We start from the raw sequence: 18,859 nt of genomic DNA, 5'->3' as shown, positions 1-18,859 counted from the left end.
CACCGTGAGGCGCGCCACCAGGTCCACATCCAGGCCGTTGTTGCGGTAGTAGCTTACCTGGAGCGCCTCGGCGTTGCGCAGCACCTCCACGCGCGACACCTCCAGCGAGAAAAGCTCGTCCACGCTGCCCGACAGCGAGTTGGGGCCGCCACAGCCCAGCAGCCCCAACCCCGCCAGCAGCCCGGCGCCCCTCCACATCCTCAGCATGAGTCTCTTCTCCTTCATTGCTCCACCGCGAGCTTCACCGAGCCGTTGCTCGGCGACCGGTAGGCAATGACTCGCTGGCCCGTGGAGAGGTAAGCCATCTTCGGCGTCCAGCCACCCTCGATGTCCACCAGCGCCTCCCGCCAGTTGCCCTCGATGCGGGTGGCGACGCGCAGCTCGTCGTCGTTCGCGTTGCAGCCCCCCTCGTTGACGCCCGCGACGTTGGAGCAGATGTAGAAGGCGATGGACGGCTCATGCGTCTTCGGATCGATGGCGAGCGAGGGGAACCAGCCGCCTGAGCCCGACTGGAAGACAGGATCCGGCTGGAGCCAGTCCGCGGCCGCGGAGCACTGGGTCACCGAGGTCCCCTTGCACTCGGTGAAGGTGAGCTTGCTGTCAGAGCGCTCCACCACGGCGATGCCGTAGCCAAGCACCGGATCCCACGCCAGCGACGCGCCCTTCTGGGTGTTGGCCACCGTCTGCACCCTCAAGGCGGGCGTCCATGTGCCGTTCATGTTCCTGCGCTGGAAGAGGACGTTCATGCCGGTGCCGTCCGCGCTGCCGAACACCTGGTCGTGCACCAGCGCCGGCTGCCCGTTGGCCATGACCATGGAGATGTGGCCGCCGTACGCCTGCTTGTTGTCACCGCCCGCCGCCACCATGCGCGGCGTCCAGCTCCCGGCCCCTCCGACGGCGACCTCTAGATCACTGCCGGCCCAGTCCTGCTGCGGGAACTGACCCTGGTGACAATCCCGGTAGGCCACGAAGGCCTGCGTGCCATTGAAGACGATGGCGGGGTTGATCCCCACCAGGAAGCCACTGTCGCTCACCGCATTGCCAGCAATCACCTCATTGCCCCTGCGCACCGCTACGCTCTCCGTCCACTGGCCGGAGCCGCTGCGGAAGGACACCGCCGTGTCGCTCTGGACCCACTCGACAGAGTCGTCGCTGCCGCCGCCGAGATAGGCCACCGCCGGCCGGCCGCTCGAGTCGAATGCAACGGAGAGCCCTTGGACGAGCTGCACCGTGGCGATCGTCTCCGCCGGAGAGACCTGGCCGCCATCGATCTGGATGTAGCGGATCTCATAGTCCTCGGAGGTAGGAGTGACCCGGAAGAAGTACGCCACGCCGATCACGTCCCCTGGCCCCACCGCGAGCGCCAGCGGATGGAGATCATTGGATGTCCCATCGAGCGTGAGCCGCGTGAAGGTCGAGCCCTCGTTCGAGCCCCCATCGGGCTTGGTGCCCCCATCTGGGGTGGGATCCTCCCCTCCCTTGCAAGCCGCCAGAGCGAGCGTGAGGCACAGTGCCAGGCATTGCCGTCTCATGAGATCTCCTTCGTAACCGGCCCTAAGAGGTCCCATCCTATGCCAGCCCGTGGCTTCAGGGGCGGTCGTCCAGCTAGGCTTGCGCCCCTATGGCCCGCAAGCGTTCCTCCTCCGGCCGTCTCTCCCGGCGCTCCTTCATCCAGCGGCTCACCTTCTTCGGCGGCGGCGTGGTGCTGCTCGGCTCGGCGGCCTGCAAGCGCCCCGCGGAGGAGGCACCCAAGCCGGCGGCGCCGCTCCCCTTGGGAAGCTCGGCGCATGGGACGTTCAGCGCCCTGGAGCTCGCCACCGTGGCCGCCGCCTGTGAGCGCATCCTCCCGCGCGATGAGGATCCCGGCGCCAAGGACACGAACGTGCCCGCCTACCTCGACCGGATGCTGCAGACGCCGGAGCTGAAGCAGATGAAGTCGGACTTCCTCCAAGGCCTGTCGGCGCTGGAGCGGCGCTCGCGGAGCATGTTCCAGAAGGGCTTCGTCGAGGCCGCCCCCGAGCAGCAGGACGAGCTGCTCACCCTCTTCAAGGACAGCGGGAGCGGCACGGGCGAGGCGCACTTCTACGAGCTGCTGGTGGTGCTGACGCTGGAGGGCTTCCTGGGAGACCCGTCCTACGGCGGCAACAAGGACCGGGCCGGCTGGCGCCTGGTGGGGTTCGACACGGTGGGCACGGTGGCCATGGCCCCACCCGAGGGCTACGACGGGCCCAAGTGCCTGCGCGAGTGCGGAGACCACCGATGACGAAGGATCCCGTCGACATCTGCATCATCGGCAGCGGAGCGGGCGGTGCGCCCATGGCGCTGGAGCTGGGCCGCGCGGGCTTCAAGGTGGTGGTGCTGGAGAAGGGCGCGCACTACCACCCCAAGGACTTCGTCCACGACGAGATCCTCAACAGCCGCCGCAACTTCTTCATGCCGCTGCCCTGGGAGGAGCCCCACCTGGTGCGCAGGGGCCCCACCGGCCGCTACGAGCGGAGCAACACCGCGTGGACAGCCAACTGCGTGGGCGGCGGCACGGTGCACATGAGCGGCTACTTCTACCGGCTCAAGCCGGTGGACTTCCGCCTGCGCTCCACCCTCGGCAACGTCAAGGGCGCCAACCTGGCGGACTGGCCCATCTCCTATGAGGAGCTCGCCCCCTTCTATGACAAGGCCGAGGCGGAGCTGGGCGTCTCGGGCGAGGCCCTGCCCCACCCCTTCGCCGAGCCCCGCAGCGCTCCCTACCCGCTGCCCCCCCTGGACGTGCACCCGATCGCGAAGGAGATCGATCGGGTGTGCCAGGAGATGAAGTGGCACTCGCTCCCCACCGCGCGCGGCATCATCAGCAAGCCGTACAAGGGGCGCTCGGGGTGCACGTACTGCGCGCTGTGCGGCAGCTACGGCTGCGAGATGGGCGCCAAGAGCGGCACCAACGCCAGCCTCATCCCCGCGGCGCTGGCCACCGGCAACGTGGAGCTGCGCCCCAGGTGCATGGCGCGCTCCATCGAGGTGGACAAGGAGGGGCGCGCCAGGAGCGTCGTCTACCTGGATCCGGACGGCGTGGAGCAGGAGCAGCCGGCCAAGGTCATCGTCGTGTCCTGCACGGCGGTGGAGAGCGCGCGGCTGCTGCTCAACTCGACTTCTTCCCGCTTCTCGAAGGGGCTGGCCAACGGCAGCGGGCTGGTGGGGCGCAACCTCATGTTCAGCTCCTTCGGCGAGGCGCGCGCCACCTTCCGGCTCTCCAAGCAGAAGGCGGCCCGGCCCTGGCTGGCGGCGCCGGACCCGTTCGTCAACCGCAGCCTCCAGGACTTCTACCTGATGCCGGATGAGCGCTTCGGCTTCCGCAAGGGCGGGACGCTGGGCTTCATGTGGACGCACCCCAACCCCATCTTCGCGGCGGTGGGCCTGGCCGGCACGGGCAAGAACGGCGTGTTCGGCAAGGAGCTCAAGGAGCGGATGCGGGCGTACCGGGACTCGCGCATCCTCCAGTTCGAGGTGTACGGCGAGTTCCTCGCCACCCCGGGGACCTACGTGACGGTGGAGCCCAGCGTGAAGGACAAGTACGGCCTGCCCGTGGCCGCCATCACGATGGACCGGCACCCCATGGACTTCGCCGCCACGCGCTTCCTCGTGGAGCGGGGCGAGGAGGTGCTCCTGCGGCTGGATCCGGATGACATGCAGCGGGTGGGCATCGCCGGAGAGACGACCATCCTCCAGCACGGCACCTGCCGCTTCGGAGCGGATCCGGCCACCTCCGTGCTCGACAAGGACTGCCGCGCCCACGAGGTGCCCAACCTCTATGTGGTGGACGGCAGCTTCATGCCCAGCGCCGGCAGCGTCCCCTCCACCCTGACGATCGCCGCCAACAGCTTCCGCGTGGCCCAGAACCTCGTCCGAAAGCTCAAGAAAGGATAGCCGGACTGTGGTTTTTCACTGGAATTGCAGAGAATTTCCGAGGAATTTCCGGTGCTTCGGCGCTGATTCTGATCGCGTGATCACGGCCAAGTCTGGGTGATCACAGCGCTTCTTGGCCTCCTGAAGAAAAAGTGTAGGCCTTGAAGCAACCAGCATCCCCCCATGTACGAGAACAGCTTCGGAGGTTGCATTTCGGCCCCCATCCACTCCCCCCACACTACTTCAGCACAGGAGCTTTCCATGATCGGCGCTACCAAGGGTCCCACTGGCGGTTTTGGCATCACTTCTCTCCCCAGCGCTGGCGTCAAGGCGCCCGCCGAGGTGGGCAAGGCCGTTGAGCAGCTCAAGGGCGCCCTGGATGGCCTGAAGAACAACCCGATCGTTCGTCAGCTCCTCGGTGAGAGCGGCTTTGACAGCGTGCAGGGCAAGGGCAAGTCCGAGAAGGCCGGCAAGGCCGAGGGCGGCGAGGCCACCTCTGAGGACTCCATCAAGAAGCTGGTCGAGGGCCTGAAGAAGTTCGTCGAGGCGCTCGAGGAGCTGCTCGGCAAGAAGGGCGCGAAGGGCGGCGAGAAGGCCGGTGGCGCCGAGGGCGCGGGCGGCGCGGGCGGCGCGAAGGGCGGCGAGGGTGCCGGTGGCGCCGAGGGCGCGAAGGGCGGCGAGGGCGCGGGTGGTGCCGGTGGCGCCGAGGGCGCTCAGTCGGCGGCTCCTGCCGAGGGTGAGGAGGCCAATGATCCCATCAGCCAGCTCCTGAAGGTCCTGAAGGAGTTCGTGGAGCAGCTCCAGCAGCTCCAGACCCAGCTGCAGCAGCAGGGCGGCAACCAGAACCCGGGCATCGTGCCCCCGGCCGGCAACACGGGCATCGTGCCCCCGGCCCCGACGGCGGTCTGAGCCGACGCTTCACGCTGAAATCACACGGCCCACCAGCCTTCCGGTTGGTGGGCCGTCGTGCGTCTGGAGTCCAAGCGCCCCACCGCGAGAGGCGCTCCGCTCCGAGAGACGCTCAGCTCCGGATGTAGCTGCGCTTGATGAGCTCCAGCTCGTCGGAGAGCTTCTTCATCTCCTCGCTCTGCTCGCCCATGCCGCTCTGCTGGAAGATCGCGCCCAGCTGCGTCTTGAAGACCTCCACGAGCATCCCCGACGCCCCGGCGAGCTCGGGCGGGAGACTCTTGCCAAGCTCCAACAGGGCCTCCTTCACGCCCAGGGTGATCTCCTTCACCTGGGCATCGAGCTGCTCGCGCGTCAGCTTTCCCGGCTCCTTTGCAGCGCGGTTCAGCGCTTCGAGCCTCTTGAGCAGGGTGTTCAGATCCTGTGCCATGTCGGTGCCCGTGTGAGTGGGTCCTTCATATCAGAACCTACCGCATTCTGTCCGCTCAGCGGTTGCGCAGCGGCTCCACTTCCACCTTCAGGACATACCGGGCCTGCATGTCCGACTCGAACTCCACCAGGTGATCGCCTACCCCCGTCAGGCTCACCTCGCGGCTGAACTCGCCGAACTTCTCCGCCGAGTCCAGGGCGGTGCGCCCGGTGACGACTTCGCGGTTGCGCGCCCGGCAGCCCTCTTCGTGGAAGGTGACCACCGTCTCCTCCCCCGCCGCGGTCACCTCCTCCAGGAAGAAGCGCACCCGCACCGTGGAGGCCTCCTGGAGCTGGACGATGAACTGCCCCTTCCCCGGCAGGCGGCCCTCCGTGTAGCTCTCCATGCCCAGGATGCAGCCGGCCACCTTGCTGCACACCGGCCACTCCGCGTCGCACACATCCTTGGCTCGGCTGCCGATGAAGTCGGCGCGCCCTCCCCCGCACCCTGTGCCCAGCACCAGCGCCGGCACCAGCGCCAGCAATGTGATCAGGACTGCTTGGGTGCTCCTGGCGAACACTGTTACAAACACAACCATCTTCTGACCCCTCACAGGAGTGAACGACGATGCGACTGAAGACCTTGTGGTTCCCCATCATCCTCCTGGCCCTGGCCAGTTGTGGAGAGGGGGATGAGATCAAACTGGAGAAGGGGCCCTTCCTCTTCAACGATCGGACCGCGCTGCAGTTCGACACCGAGTACGGGAGCGGCACCTACGTGGGTGCCTCCACCTTCAACACCCTGATGATCGAGAACCGGGGAGACGCGCCGCTGGAGATCACCGACGTCGTCAAGACGGGCCCCAGCGAGTTCATCGTCACGCTTCCCGAGGGGCTCGCCCCGGGCTCGCCGGTGCGGCTCGAGAGCCTGAAGCGCGCCTACATCCAGGTCCAGTTCAAGCCCTCCCAAGCCAAGGACTACACCGGCAAGCTCACCATCAAGTCCAACTCCAAGGACGCGGCGGAGAAGGAGATCTCGCTGGTCGCCAAGGGCGTGCCGGCGCCGCCCGCGCCATAGGCCCTGCCGCTCCCGGAGAGAGAGCGAGCCCCTCCCGGCCCGCCCTCTCCCCGGTCACGGCTGAAGAGTGAACCGGCAGCCCGGGCCTCCGTCCGTCGGCGGTGCGGGGCACTGCAGAGTGCCACCGTCCGAGCCGTAGCTCCTCGGGTAGCTCGTGTAGGCGGTGCGCACCGAGTAGTTCACGCGCTCGTAGGAGTCGCGGTCGGTGGCGGAGACGTCCACGCGGACGGTGCCACCGCGGACGAAGCGCGGCTCCAGGCAGGAGCAGGCGTAGGGCAGCACGGTGAAGACGGTGGATCCCCCCGACACCTGCTTGGAGTAGAGCGGCTGCAGCCCGCTGAAGCTGCCGCTGGGCGTGTGCCAGGCGCGCAGCGGATCGCTGCGGTAGGAGAGCGTCAGCGGCGCTCCCCGGCTGCCCGTCTTCACCGGCGTGCACGGCACGCCCGCATCCGCCTGGTTCCCGTCGCAGAACGTCAGATCCAGCGCGAGCCCGTGCGGCATCCCTCCGTCCAGCAGGTTCTGCACCGTCCACTGGAGCTCCCAGGTGCGATCCAGGGGCTCCGTCAGCCCGGCGGGGATGTTCAGGATGTAGCTGTCCACGTCCGAGGGGACGGCGTCATAGTCCCCAGGCCCGCGGACGCCCTTGCCGGTGTCACGGTCGTCGGGCAGCAGGCGGCTGAAGCCATGGGTGAGCTGGCCGTTGAGCGCGGTGGCCCCAGCGGGGGGCGCGGGGAAGGTGCTCCCGGTGGAGTCATTCGCCAGCGCCAGCGCAGTGGCCTGCTCCACCCCCCCGGAGTAGCGGGAGGCGTCATCCGTGTCATCCTGCCAGGACACCTGCAGGCTGTAGTCCTTGTCATCTGCCCAGTTGTTGCCGTCGTCCTGGACGACGAAGAAGTAGCGCAGGTTTCCGGTGTGCGGCGGCACGGAGATGGCGCCCTCGAAGTTGCGCAGGTTGGCGAAGCCCTGCGGCTCCTCCTCGCGCGTGGCGCGGAGGCACAGGGGCGTGCTCGAGTGGTTGCAGTAGGACTCCACCAGCGTCTGTGCCGAGGGCACCTCCGCGTACCCCTTGGGGCAGGCCGCCACGTCCGTGATGCAGGCCAGCCGCCAGTCCGACACCGTCGCGCCCTGCGTCACCAGGGTGAATGCGCGCACCTGGCGATCCACGAAGCCGGGCAGCGGCGGGAACCGGCCACCCCCCGCTCCCGGGTTCACCCGGAAGTGCAGCACCGTGGGCTGAGACGAGGCCGGCACGTCCACTCCGTACCAGTCCGCATCCGGCACGGAACCGATGCGACCATTGAAGGTGGTGGAGCTGCCCGGCGCGGCGCCGATCGTCCGCACCAGCGCGCGGTCGATGATGTCGTTGTCCCCGTTGAGATCCTGCGCGTCCTGCTCGTCCATGACGCGGACCTCGACGGTGTACTGCTGCCGCAGATCTCCCGGCACGGGGTTGGTGTCGCCGGCGGGCTTGTAGCCCTGCACCACCACCGTCCACGTGCCGGCGGTCTTCACCCGGCGCGCGGTGGCCAGATCCGCGGCGATGGTGGCGTTGGCCACACGGCCCTCGGCCTCGGCCGTGCCGTCCGGGCGCACCAGCGTGTAGGAGAGCCGGTAGGCCGGCGCCGGCCGCAGCTCCTGCGCGTACAGCCGCACGTACGCCACCTTGTTGGCGGGCACGTTGAAGCTGAACCGATCCACGTCATCCGTGGTGGCCAGGTGGCCGCTGATGGTGGCCACCTGCACGGGGCCCTGCGCCTGGAGGTTGAGGGCCGTGGCCTGCTGCGGCGAGTCGTTGGGCTCGTTGGCGTCCGGGTTCTCCAGCACCTCCACCTTCAAGAAGTACGGCGCTTTCGCATCGAACTGGGGGCGGCTGGGGATGGTGGGCTCGTCCGCCACCAGCAGCAGCAGCCGCGCATTGGGCTCGGTGAAAGGGAGGATGATCTCGATGGGCCTGGGGGAGCCTTGCCCGTGGTTGTCCACCTTGCGCGCCAGCGACACCTGGCCGTCCTCGCGCAGCAAGCCCACGGCCAGGTTCACCGCGGTGCTCTGCGACAGGTAGCCCGCGTTGATGCGCAGCAGCGTGCGCGCGTTGGCGGTGGCGGGGACGCGCACGCTGAACCAGTCCTGATCCGAGGTGGGGTGCGCCGCATCCGCGGCGAAGGAGATGTAGTCCTCCACCTGCTGGCCCAGCGTCAGCTCGCACTCGGGCTTGGTGAGCGCGTCCTCCCGGCTGTTGCACGGATCCGGACGGTCCACGATCCCCCCATCCGGGTCGTCAGGGGGGCCCTCCCCCGGGCAGGCGGAGAGCAGCAGGAGGGACGCGAGCGGCAGCAGGCGGGCGAGTTTGGACATGGGCGGTGGGCTCAGGGGTTCTGAGGCGCTTCGATTCGGCCAGGGCACGTGGAGACGAAGTCTTCCGGAGTGACGCGGATGACGCCATCCACGGGAGACTTGATGCCACCGATGGGATAGCGCGCGGCGTCGTAGCGGTAGAAGCGGGTGATGGTGCGGGCCGTGGGATCGTCCGCGGGGATCATCGCCACGGAGAGCCAGAGATCGTTGTAGCCCGCGCCGCGCACCACCGGCAGGCCACCGTCCGTGGGGATGCCCACGCCCGCGTCCACGCCCGCGTCGGTCACCTCCAGCAGCGTGGGGGCCAGCAGCACGTTGTCCACGCGGAAGGTGTAGCACTGGCGGCCGAACTCGTCTGTCGGCCCAAAGGCCTCCATGGCGTAGCGGTAGCCCTCCACGGAGAGGTGCGCGGTGTCCACCTCCACCGGGTGCGTGTGCAGGCGCAGCTCGGCGCGGCTGGTGAGCCCGTCATTGTCCGGATCCTCGTCCAGATCGTTGCTCGAGCCCTGGGTGCCGCCGCGCCACTCCACGCCGTCCGGCACGCCGTCCCGATCGCTGTCGACGATCTTCGCGTTGGTGCCGATGAACTGCTCGTCGCAGTCCAGCAGCCCGTCACAGTCGTCGTCGATCGCGCGCAGGTTCGGCGGGCAGCCCGGATCCAGGCCTCCTCCGTCCGGCAGCGCCGTCTGCGTGGGATCGAAGTCCACGCCCTGCCGGGAGAAGCGCACCTCCACGCCGTCGCTGAAGCCGTCCCCGTCCGTGTCCACCTTGTTGGGGTTGGTGCCCTCCTCCGCCTCCTCCTCATCCATGAGGCCGTCCCCGTCCGTGTCCGCCACGTCCACCGGGCTGCCGGGTGGCGCGCTGAAGTTGGAGGCGATCAGCTCCTTGACGATGAAGGCGCGGCGCACCTGGCCGAAGCTGAAGTCCAGGAAGTTGATGGGCTCGTTGTTGCGGAAGTCCCGGAAGTTGCCACCGCCCAGCTGCGACATCTTCTCCAGGCGATCCGCGTCCTGGTTGATGATGAGCAGCGGACAGCCGCCATCCCCTGACAAGTCGCAGATCGAGCTGACCGGCTGCGAGGGGTTGAAGACATGCACCGTGTTGACGCGCACATCCTCCACCAGATCCCTCAGCTGGCGGATGCGCACCACCGCATCACCGCGCAGCAGCTCGTCGTCCTGGTTGTTGGTGGGGTGGCCGTCTGACAGGAAGATGAGGTTGTAGCGCGCCTGGGCCAGCGCCTGGGCTCCTCCCGGTGCGGCCCGGCTCCGGGCGATGTCCGCGTTGATGAGCGAGTAGATGTCCGACAGCGGCTTGACGAAGTCCGTCGAGTCCCGGTTCGGCGCGTTGTCGGGGTTGCGGAAGTTGAGCAGCGTCCGCGTCAGGTTCTGCTTCTGGGCGTCCGTGATGCTGGCCACCTGCGCGAAGCCGTCCTGCCCGTTCGCGTCCTGGGTGAGGAACGCCGTGGTGCTGCCCGCGAAGAGCACGATCGCGATGTAGACCTCCGGATCAGTGGGCAGGTTGTCGAGCAGCTCGATGAGCGCGGTGGCACGCGTGCCATCGGGATCCGTCACGTTCATGGACTGACTGGCGTCCAGGGCGACGACGATCTTGATGGGGCGCACCACCTCGTTGGTGCCCACCGTACAGAAGCTGCCCTCGAAGGCGACCGCGCGGTCCACCGGGACCTGCTCGTCCCGCCGCTCGTCATAGAGGTAGGCGTCCGAGCAGGCGGCGATGATCGCCAGCGTCCCCACCACCAGTGCGACTGCGAGCCCTGCTCTTCCCGTCACGGCGCGGTCCCCGGTGCATCACCTACGCAACGCTGCAGGTATTCGTTCGTTGTATCGAGATTCGGGGGCGTGCGGAAGTCGCCGTTCTCCAGGGTCAGCTCGGGCCCCAGCGGGACGCGCAGGCTGGGCGGCGCGTACTGGGACCACGCACACGCCGTGCGCCACACGCCATAGTCGGTGGACACACCGCTCTCAGGAGCCTCGGCAAACCAGACCTTGAAGAGGTTGTAGCCCTGCTGCACGCCCGAGCGGTTGGGCGGCGTCACCATCTGCAGGTTGGACACGGTGAAGTCGTAGCAGGTGCTGCCGTTGGTCCGCTTCTCGGCGACCGTCACCGAGTACTGGTAGCCATAGCGCTCGTAGAAGGCCTGGTCCCGCCGCGTGGGATCGCTGCCGGCGCGCAGCTCGTCGTCGTCCGGGAGGCTGTCCCCGTCCGTGTCGATGCCCGCCACGTTCGGCGTGCGAGGATCCAGCCCGTAGCGGACCTCCATGGCATCCGGCACGCCATCGCCGTCGCTGTCGACGATGCCGGCGCGTGTCTGCATGTAAGCCTCGGTGAACTGGGACAGGCCGTCGCCGTCCGTGTCGCGGCAGATGCAGCCCTGCGTCAGCGGCGAGCTCGGATCGCACCCGCGCGCGTCCAGATCGTTGCCGGGCTTGAAGCCCTGGTCCCCTCGGCGCGCCTCGAAGCCATCATCCAGGCAGTCTCCATCGCTGTCCGGAATATAGGAGTTGGTCTGCAGGGTGAAGGTGTTGTCCACGGTGTCCGGGAGCCCGTCGCCGTCCGTGTCCACCTCGCGCCCGCGCTCCCCGGGGACGGAGCTGAGCGACTGCACCATCAACGTCTTGATGACGTTGCGCGAGGCGAAGGACGAGTAGTCCAGCGCACCCAGGCCCATGTTGTTGATCTGCCCGGTGTCATTGAACTCCTGGTACACGCCGTTGCCGATCTCCGCGAAGCGCTGCAAGAGCCACGAGGCAATCCGCTTGGCGGCCTGCGGGTACTCGGCCGGCGCCACGCCCGGGTAGGTGCCGTAGAGATCCTGGCAGATGGGGCCACAGCGGCGCACCGCCTCCTGGTTGAAGAGCAGGACGGTGTGCATGCGGATGTCGCCCACGTTGTGCTGATCCTTCAGCTCCATCAGCCGGCGCACGTAGCTGAAGAGCTGGTAGTTCTGGTTGCGGTCCGTGCCGGGATCGAAGCCGTCGATGCTATCGGGCGAGTCCGGATCCAGCAGGTTGCAGAACTCCACCGCGCTGGAGGAGTCCTCCCACGTCAGGTCCGGGTTGTCCGGCGTGGCATAGACGGAGAGGTTGTCGTTGGCCGAGCAGCGCGGGTACGGGGTGCCATCCGTGAGGAAGACCACCACGTAGCGGGTGCGGGGCAGCACCTCTGGGTTGCTCTGAGACAGCGCGGTGATGTCGCTGGCGATGAGGCTGTAGGCGTAGCTGACGGCACCCTGGTAGTCGGTGCCCTTGCCGAGCTGGCTCTGCAGGCCGCCGATGTACGTGTCCAGCGTCGTGTCCGGCCGGGCGAAGCGGTCGCCCGTGGCGGCGGGGGGCCACACGTTCTTCACGTTGGTCTCGAAGGGCACCACGGACATCTGCACGTTGGGCTGCTCGCGGAACTGATCCACCAGCCGCCGCAGGGCTCGCACGCGCGCCGGCTCGGTGACGCCCGGGGGCACCACGACTTCCACCTGCTGGCAGAAGCCGCTGCCCGTCTGCGCGCCGGGAGGATCCGACACGCACATGCTGCCGGACTGGTCGATGACGAGCACCACCTTCACCGGGAAGCCGGAGGGGTTGGCGGGTGCCGTGCAGATGCGGCCCGTGAGGGTGAGCCGATCATCCGCCAGCGTCTGCTCCTGGGTGAGCGGCTCCACCAGGGTGTCGGTACAGGACAGCAGTGACGCGGCCAGGAGGCCCGCAGCCATCAGCATCCGGGGGTTCAGGTGCATGGTAACGGGCCTCCTGTGCAACGTATGAGGGTGAGAGTCTACTCCGTGCGACGGCGGCGCAGCAGCAGGCCGAGCAGCGCGGCGCCCAGCGCCATGCCGCCCACAGGGCCGGGCAGCGCAGCGCAGCTGCTCGCGTTGCCGTTGCCCACATCCAGCTTGAGGCTGGAGACGGAGTCACGCTGCTCCGGGTACGCCCGGTCCGCGAAGGCCAGCCGCGCCTGGACCTGGATGTCGTACTCGCCGTCCGCGTCCGGAGTGAACAGGGGCTTGTTGTCCGCCACATAGGCGTACTGCCAGTGACGGCTCATCGCCACGGCGCCCTGCGGGTTCTCCACCACGGCCTTGGAGCCGGCGGGACGCGCCTTCACCGTCCACGTGTACTCGATGGCGGCGCCGTTGCGGTTGGCGAACAGCGGCAGCTCCACCGGGACACCGGCCTTCAGGCTCATCTTGCCACCGCCAGAGATGGTGAACGGGCCCTTCGGATCCAGGCAGTCATCCGGGTTGCTCGCATCCACGACGACGCAGTACTTGGTGTCGCAGGCGTCGCCCACGGAGTCACCGTCGTCGTCCAGCTGGTCGCGGTTGGCGATGGACGGGCAGTTGTCGAGCGCCTTGCCGTCCGCGCCCTTGTTCAGCACGCCGTCGTCGTCGATGTCCGGATCGCACGCGTCACCCAGGTTGTCCTGGTCCTTGTCCGCCTGGCTCGGGTTGGCGAGGGCCGGGCAGTTGTCGCCGTTGTCGGAGACGTTGTCGCCGTCCGCGTCCACGCGGCACTGGCTGGCGTCCGCGGGCAGCTCCTGGGTCGGGTTGGCGACGCGGGGGCAGGTGTCCTCTCCGTCCGCGTGGCCGTCATTGTCGTCGTCCAGGTCACAGACATTGCCTTGAGCATCACCATCCAGGTTGCTCTGGTCCTGGTTGGGGACGAGCGCGCAGTTGTCCTGGGCGTTGGCGACGGTGTCGTTGTCCGCGTCGGGATCGCAGTCATCGCCCACGCCATCGCCGTCCGCGTCGCGCTGCTGGAAGTTGGAGAGCGCCGAGCAGTTGTCGCAGACGTTGCCCACGCTGTCGCCGTCCGTGTCCGCCTGGTCGCGGTTGGAGGCAAACGCGCAGTTGTCCCGATCGTCCGCCTTGCCGTCGCCGTCCGCGTCGTCCGTGTAGGCCAGCGTCAGGCCGTCATCCGTGTAGGCCACCCACACGGAGCAACCACAGCCGCAGCCACAACCTCCACCCACCTCCTCGGGCCGGCCGCAGCTGCTGCCAAGGCACTCCGGGTTGTCCGTAGAGTTGGTCTGGGCCTGCGCGGGCAGGGAAGTGAGGGCAAAGAGGGCCCCGAGGGCAACGATTTGGGCGAAACGGATACGCGTCATGACGACTCCTTTCGACGGCGCACTCATAGCAAGAGCCGATCCGCTCACCGGTTGACACTGTTCGTCAGAAAATTCAGGGATTTGCACAGAGGGCCCGGGCTGGGGAGTGGAGGGTGTGGGGGGAAGACCCCAGTGCGATCGAGGGGTCTACCCCTCACCTGAGATCCGGATCAGGTTCCGCCTCAGGTGCCGAGGATGAAGCTGTCCGCGGTGAAGCGGACCGTGTCGCTGGGCGTCTTGCCCGTCTCCTCGGAGTAGCGAAGAGACTCGATGTGGAGCGAGCCGACGCCGGCACCGCGGGGATCATTGTCCCGGCCCACCTGCATGTAGAAGTAGATGTCGTTGGTGCCCGCGGGGATCGTCACGCCCGGGAAGAGCGGGTGCGGGTACGCCTGGGTGGGAACCACGGTGATGTTCTCCGCACGCACCTTGTAGCAGGCGCGCCCATCCGGAGTGGGCTCGGTGAGCTCGAGCGAGTAGCCGTAGCCGCGCTCGGCCTGGAAGGCGAGGTCGGCGCTGAGCGGATCGCCGCGGACGAGCGCCTCCTGGATGTTGGGGATGCCGTCCCGGTCGGTGTCCAGCAGGTCCTCGGGGACGAGCGGGTTGGTGCGGCCAAACGCCTCCACCATGTCTGGCAGCCCGTCCGCATCGGAGTCGCCCATGCACGGGTCGGTGCCGAGCACGCGCTCCTCGCAGGTGTTGAGCCGGTCCCCGTCCTCGTCCAGCGAGACGTTGCACCCGTTGATGATGTCCAGGTTGCCCGGCTGGGGCTTGAGGCCCATGCGCAGCTCGATGCCGTCCATGAGGCCATCGCCGTCCGTGTCCGGCTGGGTCGGATCCAGGGCGAGCTCCACCTCGTCCATGTCCGACACGCCGTCGGCGTCGCTGTCGGCGAGGATCTGGCCGTCGCGCACCTGGACGTTGCGGTTGAAGGCCACGAAGCGCTTGAGGACAAGCGACGTCTGGAGCGAGGCGTAGTTGATGTTGGAGAGCGCGTCTCGCAGGCCCTGGGGATCGGTCTCGATGGCCTCGGTGCCGCCGGCGTTGGCGATGGCGGCCACCTGATCGCGCGTGACGGCGTCCGGCACCTCGCGCACGTAGATGGGCTGCACCACCACCTCGCCCGCGCCGAACTGCTGGACCAGGCCCTTGAGCTCGCCGGTGACGGCCGTCAGCTCGCACTGGCTGCACGATGCAGCGCCCGAGACGGGGGTGAGCGCGGAGCAGCGCGCATCGATGCCCACGTTGAAGGCGGGGTTGTCACAGCTGAGGTCCGGGTTGGTGATGACGAGCACGACGAGGTAGCGGCTGCGCCCCACGGCACCGCGGCAGGACGTCTGCATGTCGCCGGAGAGCATGCTCTTGGAGAGGCGCAGCGCGGAGCGGATGCTCATGGGCCCCGTCTCCTGGTAGCTGGCGTACCGCGGCAGCGCGGCCTGGAAGGTGGAGGCGTCCGCGAAGCTGCCCTGGAGGCCGGTGGCCACGGTGTGGAAGGCGATGAGGGAGAACTTGATGAAGGGGCCGGAGAAGCGGCTGCTGAGCGTGCCGAGCGCGTCCGTGGCGTAGCCCACCAGCTCCGAGGGTACGCCCTGCCCGCCCGCGAGGGCGAAGACGACCTTCACGGGGAAGGCGTCCCCGCTGGCCAGGGGGATGCAGACCTCGCCGGAGAAGTCCGCTCGGTCCCTGCCGCTGGGCCCGCGCCCATCGAGCGCGTAGAGGCCCGCGTCGGAGCACGACAAGAGCAGCAGAGGGACCAGGAGCCAGATCAACTTCGTGGGGGAGCTCATCAATCCCCCCATTGTAGACCGCAGGCCCTGGGAGACTTTCAAGGTCCTACGCCTGGATCACGGCGGATCCGCTTCGAGGTTCCTGATGATGGGCGTGTTTTTTGTCCCGCCTACACTGGCTTACAGCCATGCCCCGCAGATCCTTGTCTCCTCTCGCATGACGGGAAGAGGATCGGCCATGGCTCTCAAGCCCTCGTTTGCCCTTCCTCTCGCTGCACAGCAGTGGTGGCGTGCCCTTTCCAGGGGACTGCTCGGCCTGATCGTGCTGGGGCTCACCTCCTGCGCCACATCGCCCGCGAGCACCTCTGTGCTCGAATCCCGGCGCGGAGGCGCTCCCCGGAGACCCTCCGACTCCCGGGACGTGCTGGGTCCCATTCGGTCGTCCGCCATCGATGTGGATTATTTCCAGGGGTTGATGGTGCGCGCCGGAGTCCCTCCTCATGCGCTCCCCAAGGATGGCCGCCGCATCACTCCGGACGAAGCCTTGGAGCTGCTCTCCTGGCTGCTGTCGGCAGACGTGAAGATGCGGGACTTCGGCCCCTGGCGCATGGCCTCTCACCTGCTGTGGGAAGTCGTCAACGGCGAGGAGACCGTCTCGCGCCGGGAGTTGTACGAGCGCATGCACCGGTTTGCCTCTCTGCTGGTGCTGCGCCCGGATGGCTACCTCGTGCTCGCCACCACTGGCGAGGCCCTGCAGTACATCGACAAGGTACGCCTGGAGGACGGCGCCCTGCGCGCCGAGGGCTTCGAGGTGGGGCCTTTCTACACGGTGGTGCAGAAGCGCTTCCTCTACCCGGTGGACGGCTCGCTCACTCGGCACCCGGATGCACGTGTCGCCGGGGTCTTCGCTCCGGATGACGGGGTGCTCGGGCCCGCGGTCGAGGGGGCCGGGTGGGCCGTCACCGACACTGTGACTGGCATCGTCTCCCTGGTGATGCACCCTCGCGAGAGCCTGGAGGGCCTGACCCAGCTGCCTTCGGCGGTACGTGCCCTCATCGAGCACTCCCCCGAGTACTGGGAGCACTTCCGCTCCATTCCCAGCGGTGAGCAGGTGCGCGATGTGTCACGCCTGCTCACCAACGTGCTCATCACCTGCGGCACGGCGGGCGCGGGCAGCGCTCGCGCGGTCTCCGCGGCGGGCCGCTGGGGGAGGCTGGGCCTGCCCGTGCTCACCTTGTCCGCCCGGGGGACTCTGGCTGTGAGCCGAGTGGCTGTTCCTTCCCAGGCCCTGGTGACGGCCGTGAGCACGGGCGCAGGGGCCGTCGTCATCCTCCACATGTCCGCTCGGGGCGCGGGCGGAGGCAGCAGTGGCTCGAAGCCCATGCCGTGGACTCCACCCGTGGGTGGGCCCGGCAAGTGGGTGCGCAAGAATGAGGGCATGAAGCCTGGGGCGCGCAAGTACCAGAGCCATGTCTCAGGCGCTCCGGAGGGCTGGGTCTACAGAATCGAGCGCGCCGGAGAGAAGTACGACTACGACGGCTTCAAGGACGGCCACCTCGTGGACGGCAAGGGCCCCAACTACGACAACAAGTTCCTCGACACCCTGGAGCCCAAGGACTGGTTCGAGAATACCGGCGCTCAAGAAATGCTCAAGAACGCCGACCGGCAGCGCCGCGTGGCGCATGGCATCCCTATTCGCTGGCATGTCGCGGAATCCAAGGCGGCCAAGGCCATTCGTAAACTGCTTGCAGAGAACGGCTACGGTGACATTCAGGTCATCCATACTCCAGCGGTGCCGTAGAGGAGATTTTCCGATGATTGAGACCTATTACGCTGCGGCATATTGGGGGCCCCGCCAGGAGTCCGCTGAGGATTGCGCTCGCCGTGCCCAAGTCTTCTTCCAGGCCATGGCGATGTGCGACCCATTCTTTGGCCGCTGGTTCAAACCGCCTCGCTCGCGCAAACAAGCCCCCACGCCTCTCTCGCTGGATGTTCCCTCTCTTCGAGAGCTGTTCGCTCAGGGCAGAACTCGCAACGACGAAGGGGGCATCATCGAGGACCTGGGTTTCCGCATCATCGTGGACAATGGAAAGTGGCCAGGCACGCGTCAGCGCGAGTTCGCCAGCCTCTCCATCCACTGCGGGAGCTATGCGGAGTCTCTATCGCCTATATGGAACTCCTGTGTTCTCAACCTGCCCTCCGCTGGAGATTCGATGGAGCAGGTCGTTCGGGCGCAGATGCTTGCGAACATCCTGCGTGCCATGGTTCTAGCGTGGGAGCCTGGATGGGGCGTCGCCACCTCTTCTACCCACCGGATGATGTCGACAGAGCGAGCCATCGTGGGCACGTTCATCGGTTGGGTGATGTACTTCCCGCGCCAACTCGGCCCGCTGCCGCCCCTGCCGCCCCCGGTACAAGTCGAACCCGTGGAAGACAAGGGCTCGCTCATCATCCTCACCCCTGAGCGCTTCACCGTCAGCAACCCCGAGCATGTCGCGCTGGCGGCTCGCGTCGATGAGACGCTGCGCCAGGCAGGGCTGTTGAAGCCCCTCTCCTGAGACTCTCGGCCCAGTACGGCGATTCACAGGGAGGTGTCCTGGGTATGGCGTGGAGCCTATCCTCCGGGGTAGGGTTGCTCGCGCCCTACCTCCCTGGAGGCCCCCCTGTTCGACGACGCCCCAGCCATCGGCACCACCATCGGCCCCTGGCTCATTCTCGAGCGCTTGGCCTCGGGTACCTTCGGCGTGGTGTTCCGGGCGCAGCGCGCCGGACACCCTGAGGCTCCTCCGGTAGCCCTCAAGCTGGCCAAGGCGCCGCACGACCCACGCTTCCCACGCGAGGCCGAGCTGCTTCAGCGCTGCCTGCACCCCTCCATTCCTGGCTACGAGGACCAGGGCCTGTGGACTTCTCCCTCGGGCCTTCGCTACCCCTACCTCGTCATGGAGTGGGTGGAGGGCCTCACCCTGTACGACTGGTTCCGGGAGCAGCCACGCTCCTCCCGCCAGCTGCTGCAGGTGCTCTCCCAGCTCGCGGGCGCCCTGGCCGCTGCTCATGCCCGGGGGGCCGTGCACCGGGACGTGAAAGGAGACAACATCCGCGTCACCGCAGCGGGCAGGGCCGTGCTGGTGGACTGGGGCTCAGGCTGGTTCGCCGGCGCCCGCCCCCTCACGGACACCCCCGCCCCCCCCGGTACCAGCGCCTACCGGCCCCCGGAGCAGAAGGCTTTCATGTGGCGCTTCCGCAAGGACACCGAGGCTCGCTGGCATGCCCAACCCTCGGATGACCTATATGCGCTGGGGGTGGTGCTCTACCGCTGCGTGACGGGGGTGTACCTGCCCCCGTGCACGGACGGGGGAGAGCCCGTGGAGCG

15 protein-coding genes and 1 pseudogene are annotated in these 18,859 nt (G+C 67.9%); 7 read left to right on the top strand and 9 right to left on the bottom strand.

The annotated features are described in order from the left end of the window. A pseudogene (locus VD972_RS29900) lies at positions 1-207 on the bottom strand (hypothetical protein); the annotation flags it as partial. Positions 208-221: 14 nt separating this feature from the next. Further along, a complete protein-coding gene (locus tag VD972_RS29895; RefSeq protein ID WP_324992175.1) occupies positions 222-1,532 on the bottom strand; it encodes a hypothetical protein in 1,311 nt (436 codons plus the stop codon). An 89-nt stretch (positions 1,533-1,621) separates the two neighbouring features. Here VD972_RS29895 and VD972_RS29890 point away from each other — a divergent pair, with 89 nt between their 5' ends. The 3 genes from VD972_RS29890 to VD972_RS29880 all read left to right on the top strand — a co-directional run bounded on the left by VD972_RS29890 (position 1,622) and on the right by VD972_RS29880 (position 4,803). Continuing rightward, positions 1,622-2,263: a gluconate 2-dehydrogenase subunit 3 family protein gene (locus VD972_RS29890; RefSeq protein WP_324992174.1), complete on the top strand. Its 642-nt coding sequence runs from the start codon at positions 1,622-1,624 to the stop codon at positions 2,261-2,263. Further along, complete coding sequence (locus VD972_RS29885; protein WP_324992173.1) at positions 2,260-3,915, top strand: GMC family oxidoreductase; 1,656 nt, start codon at positions 2,260-2,262, stop codon at positions 3,913-3,915. Before VD972_RS29890 ends, VD972_RS29885 begins: the two co-directional genes overlap by 4 nt. A gap of 240 nt (positions 3,916-4,155) precedes the next feature. After that, positions 4,156-4,803, top strand: coding sequence for a hypothetical protein (locus VD972_RS29880; protein ID WP_324992172.1), 648 nt, complete (start codon positions 4,156-4,158; stop codon positions 4,801-4,803). Between the two features lie 112 nt (positions 4,804-4,915). On the opposite strand, the gene VD972_RS29875 is transcribed toward VD972_RS29880, so the two are convergent. After that, the gene (locus VD972_RS29875) at positions 4,916-5,230 is read right to left on the bottom strand and encodes a hypothetical protein (protein ID WP_324992171.1); all 315 of its coding nucleotides are present in this window, start codon (positions 5,228-5,230) and stop codon (positions 4,916-4,918) included. Positions 5,231-5,285: 55 nt separating this feature from the next. Then, complete coding sequence (locus VD972_RS29870) at positions 5,286-5,807, bottom strand: hypothetical protein (protein WP_324992170.1); 522 nt, start codon at positions 5,805-5,807, stop codon at positions 5,286-5,288. A gap of 29 nt (positions 5,808-5,836) precedes the next feature. Here VD972_RS29870 and VD972_RS29865 point away from each other — a divergent pair, with 29 nt between their 5' ends. Continuing rightward, a complete protein-coding gene (locus VD972_RS29865; protein ID WP_324992169.1) occupies positions 5,837-6,286 on the top strand; it encodes a hypothetical protein in 450 nt (149 codons plus the stop codon). A gap of 54 nt (positions 6,287-6,340) precedes the next feature. Here the strand turns inward: VD972_RS29865 and VD972_RS29860 are convergent, their stop codons facing one another. From VD972_RS29860 to VD972_RS29840, 5 genes are all read right to left on the bottom strand, one after another. Beyond that, positions 6,341-8,638 (bottom strand): cell-cell cohesion protein MtsF, encoded by a 2,298-nt coding sequence (locus tag VD972_RS29860; protein ID WP_324992168.1) that lies wholly within the window; start codon positions 8,636-8,638, stop codon positions 6,341-6,343. A gap of 11 nt (positions 8,639-8,649) precedes the next feature. Continuing rightward, positions 8,650-10,431, bottom strand: coding sequence for a VWA domain-containing protein (locus VD972_RS29855; RefSeq protein WP_324992167.1), 1,782 nt, complete (start codon positions 10,429-10,431; stop codon positions 8,650-8,652). Beyond that, positions 10,428-12,392 carry a cell-cell cohesion protein MtsD gene (mtsD, locus tag VD972_RS29850; RefSeq protein WP_324992166.1) on the bottom strand — a complete coding sequence of 655 codons (1,965 nt, stop codon included), beginning with the start codon at positions 12,390-12,392 and terminating at the stop codon, positions 10,428-10,430. The genes VD972_RS29855 and mtsD overlap by 4 nt, the downstream gene beginning before the upstream one ends. Before the next feature lie 38 nt (positions 12,393-12,430). Beyond that, a complete protein-coding gene (mtsC, locus tag VD972_RS29845) occupies positions 12,431-13,762 on the bottom strand; it encodes a cell-cell cohesion MYXO-CTERM protein MtsC (protein ID WP_324992165.1) in 1,332 nt (443 codons plus the stop codon). Between the two features lie 182 nt (positions 13,763-13,944). Further along, on the bottom strand, positions 13,945-15,549 hold the full coding sequence (locus VD972_RS29840) for a calcium-binding protein (RefSeq protein WP_324992164.1): 1,605 nt from the start codon (positions 15,547-15,549) through the stop codon (positions 13,945-13,947). A 178-nt stretch (positions 15,550-15,727) separates the two neighbouring features. Between VD972_RS29840 and VD972_RS29835 the strand changes: the two genes are divergently transcribed. From VD972_RS29835 to VD972_RS29825, 3 genes are all read left to right on the top strand, one after another. After that, positions 15,728-17,290, top strand: a complete 1,563-nt coding sequence (locus tag VD972_RS29835; protein WP_324992163.1) for a Tox-REase-5 domain-containing protein — start codon at positions 15,728-15,730, stop codon at positions 17,288-17,290. A 13-nt stretch (positions 17,291-17,303) separates the two neighbouring features. Beyond that, complete coding sequence (locus VD972_RS29830) at positions 17,304-18,047, top strand: Imm52 family immunity protein (RefSeq protein ID WP_324992162.1); 744 nt, start codon at positions 17,304-17,306, stop codon at positions 18,045-18,047. A gap of 165 nt (positions 18,048-18,212) precedes the next feature. Next, a partial coding sequence (locus VD972_RS29825) for a protein kinase domain-containing protein (protein ID WP_324992161.1) occupies positions 18,213-18,859 on the top strand: 647 nt, incomplete at its 3' end.

The sequence above is a fragment of the Hyalangium sp. genome (assembly GCF_035629615.1).
Classification (GTDB): domain Bacteria; phylum Myxococcota; class Myxococcia; order Myxococcales; family Myxococcaceae; genus Hyalangium.
This window is presented reverse-complemented; position numbering and strand designations above follow the sequence as displayed.

What these genes read in the sequence shown, in the direction of transcription:
- VD972_RS29895 (WP_324992175.1), bottom strand. Translation starts at nt 1,532, where the DNA reads ATGAGACGGCAATGCCTGGCACTGTGCCTCACGCTCGCTCTGGCGGCT.
- VD972_RS29890 (WP_324992174.1), top strand. Translation starts at nt 1,622, where the DNA reads ATGGCCCGCAAGCGTTCCTCCTCCGGCCGTCTCTCCCGGCGCTCCTTC.
- VD972_RS29885 (WP_324992173.1), top strand. Translation starts at nt 2,260, where the DNA reads ATGACGAAGGATCCCGTCGACATCTGCATCATCGGCAGCGGAGCGGGC.
- VD972_RS29880 (WP_324992172.1), top strand. Translation starts at nt 4,156, where the DNA reads ATGATCGGCGCTACCAAGGGTCCCACTGGCGGTTTTGGCATCACTTCT.
- VD972_RS29875 (WP_324992171.1), bottom strand. Translation starts at nt 5,230, where the DNA reads ATGGCACAGGATCTGAACACCCTGCTCAAGAGGCTCGAAGCGCTGAAC.
- VD972_RS29870 (WP_324992170.1), bottom strand. Translation starts at nt 5,807, where the DNA reads ATGGTTGTGTTTGTAACAGTGTTCGCCAGGAGCACCCAAGCAGTCCTG.
- VD972_RS29865 (WP_324992169.1), top strand. Translation starts at nt 5,837, where the DNA reads ATGCGACTGAAGACCTTGTGGTTCCCCATCATCCTCCTGGCCCTGGCC.
- VD972_RS29860 (WP_324992168.1), bottom strand. Translation starts at nt 8,638, where the DNA reads ATGTCCAAACTCGCCCGCCTGCTGCCGCTCGCGTCCCTCCTGCTGCTC.
- mtsD (WP_324992166.1), bottom strand. Translation starts at nt 12,392, where the DNA reads ATGCACCTGAACCCCCGGATGCTGATGGCTGCGGGCCTCCTGGCCGCG.
- mtsC (WP_324992165.1), bottom strand. Translation starts at nt 13,762, where the DNA reads ATGACGCGTATCCGTTTCGCCCAAATCGTTGCCCTCGGGGCCCTCTTT.
- VD972_RS29840 (WP_324992164.1), bottom strand. Translation starts at nt 15,549, where the DNA reads ATGAGCTCCCCCACGAAGTTGATCTGGCTCCTGGTCCCTCTGCTGCTC.
- VD972_RS29835 (WP_324992163.1), top strand. Translation starts at nt 15,728, where the DNA reads ATGGCTCTCAAGCCCTCGTTTGCCCTTCCTCTCGCTGCACAGCAGTGG.
- VD972_RS29830 (WP_324992162.1), top strand. Translation starts at nt 17,304, where the DNA reads ATGATTGAGACCTATTACGCTGCGGCATATTGGGGGCCCCGCCAGGAG.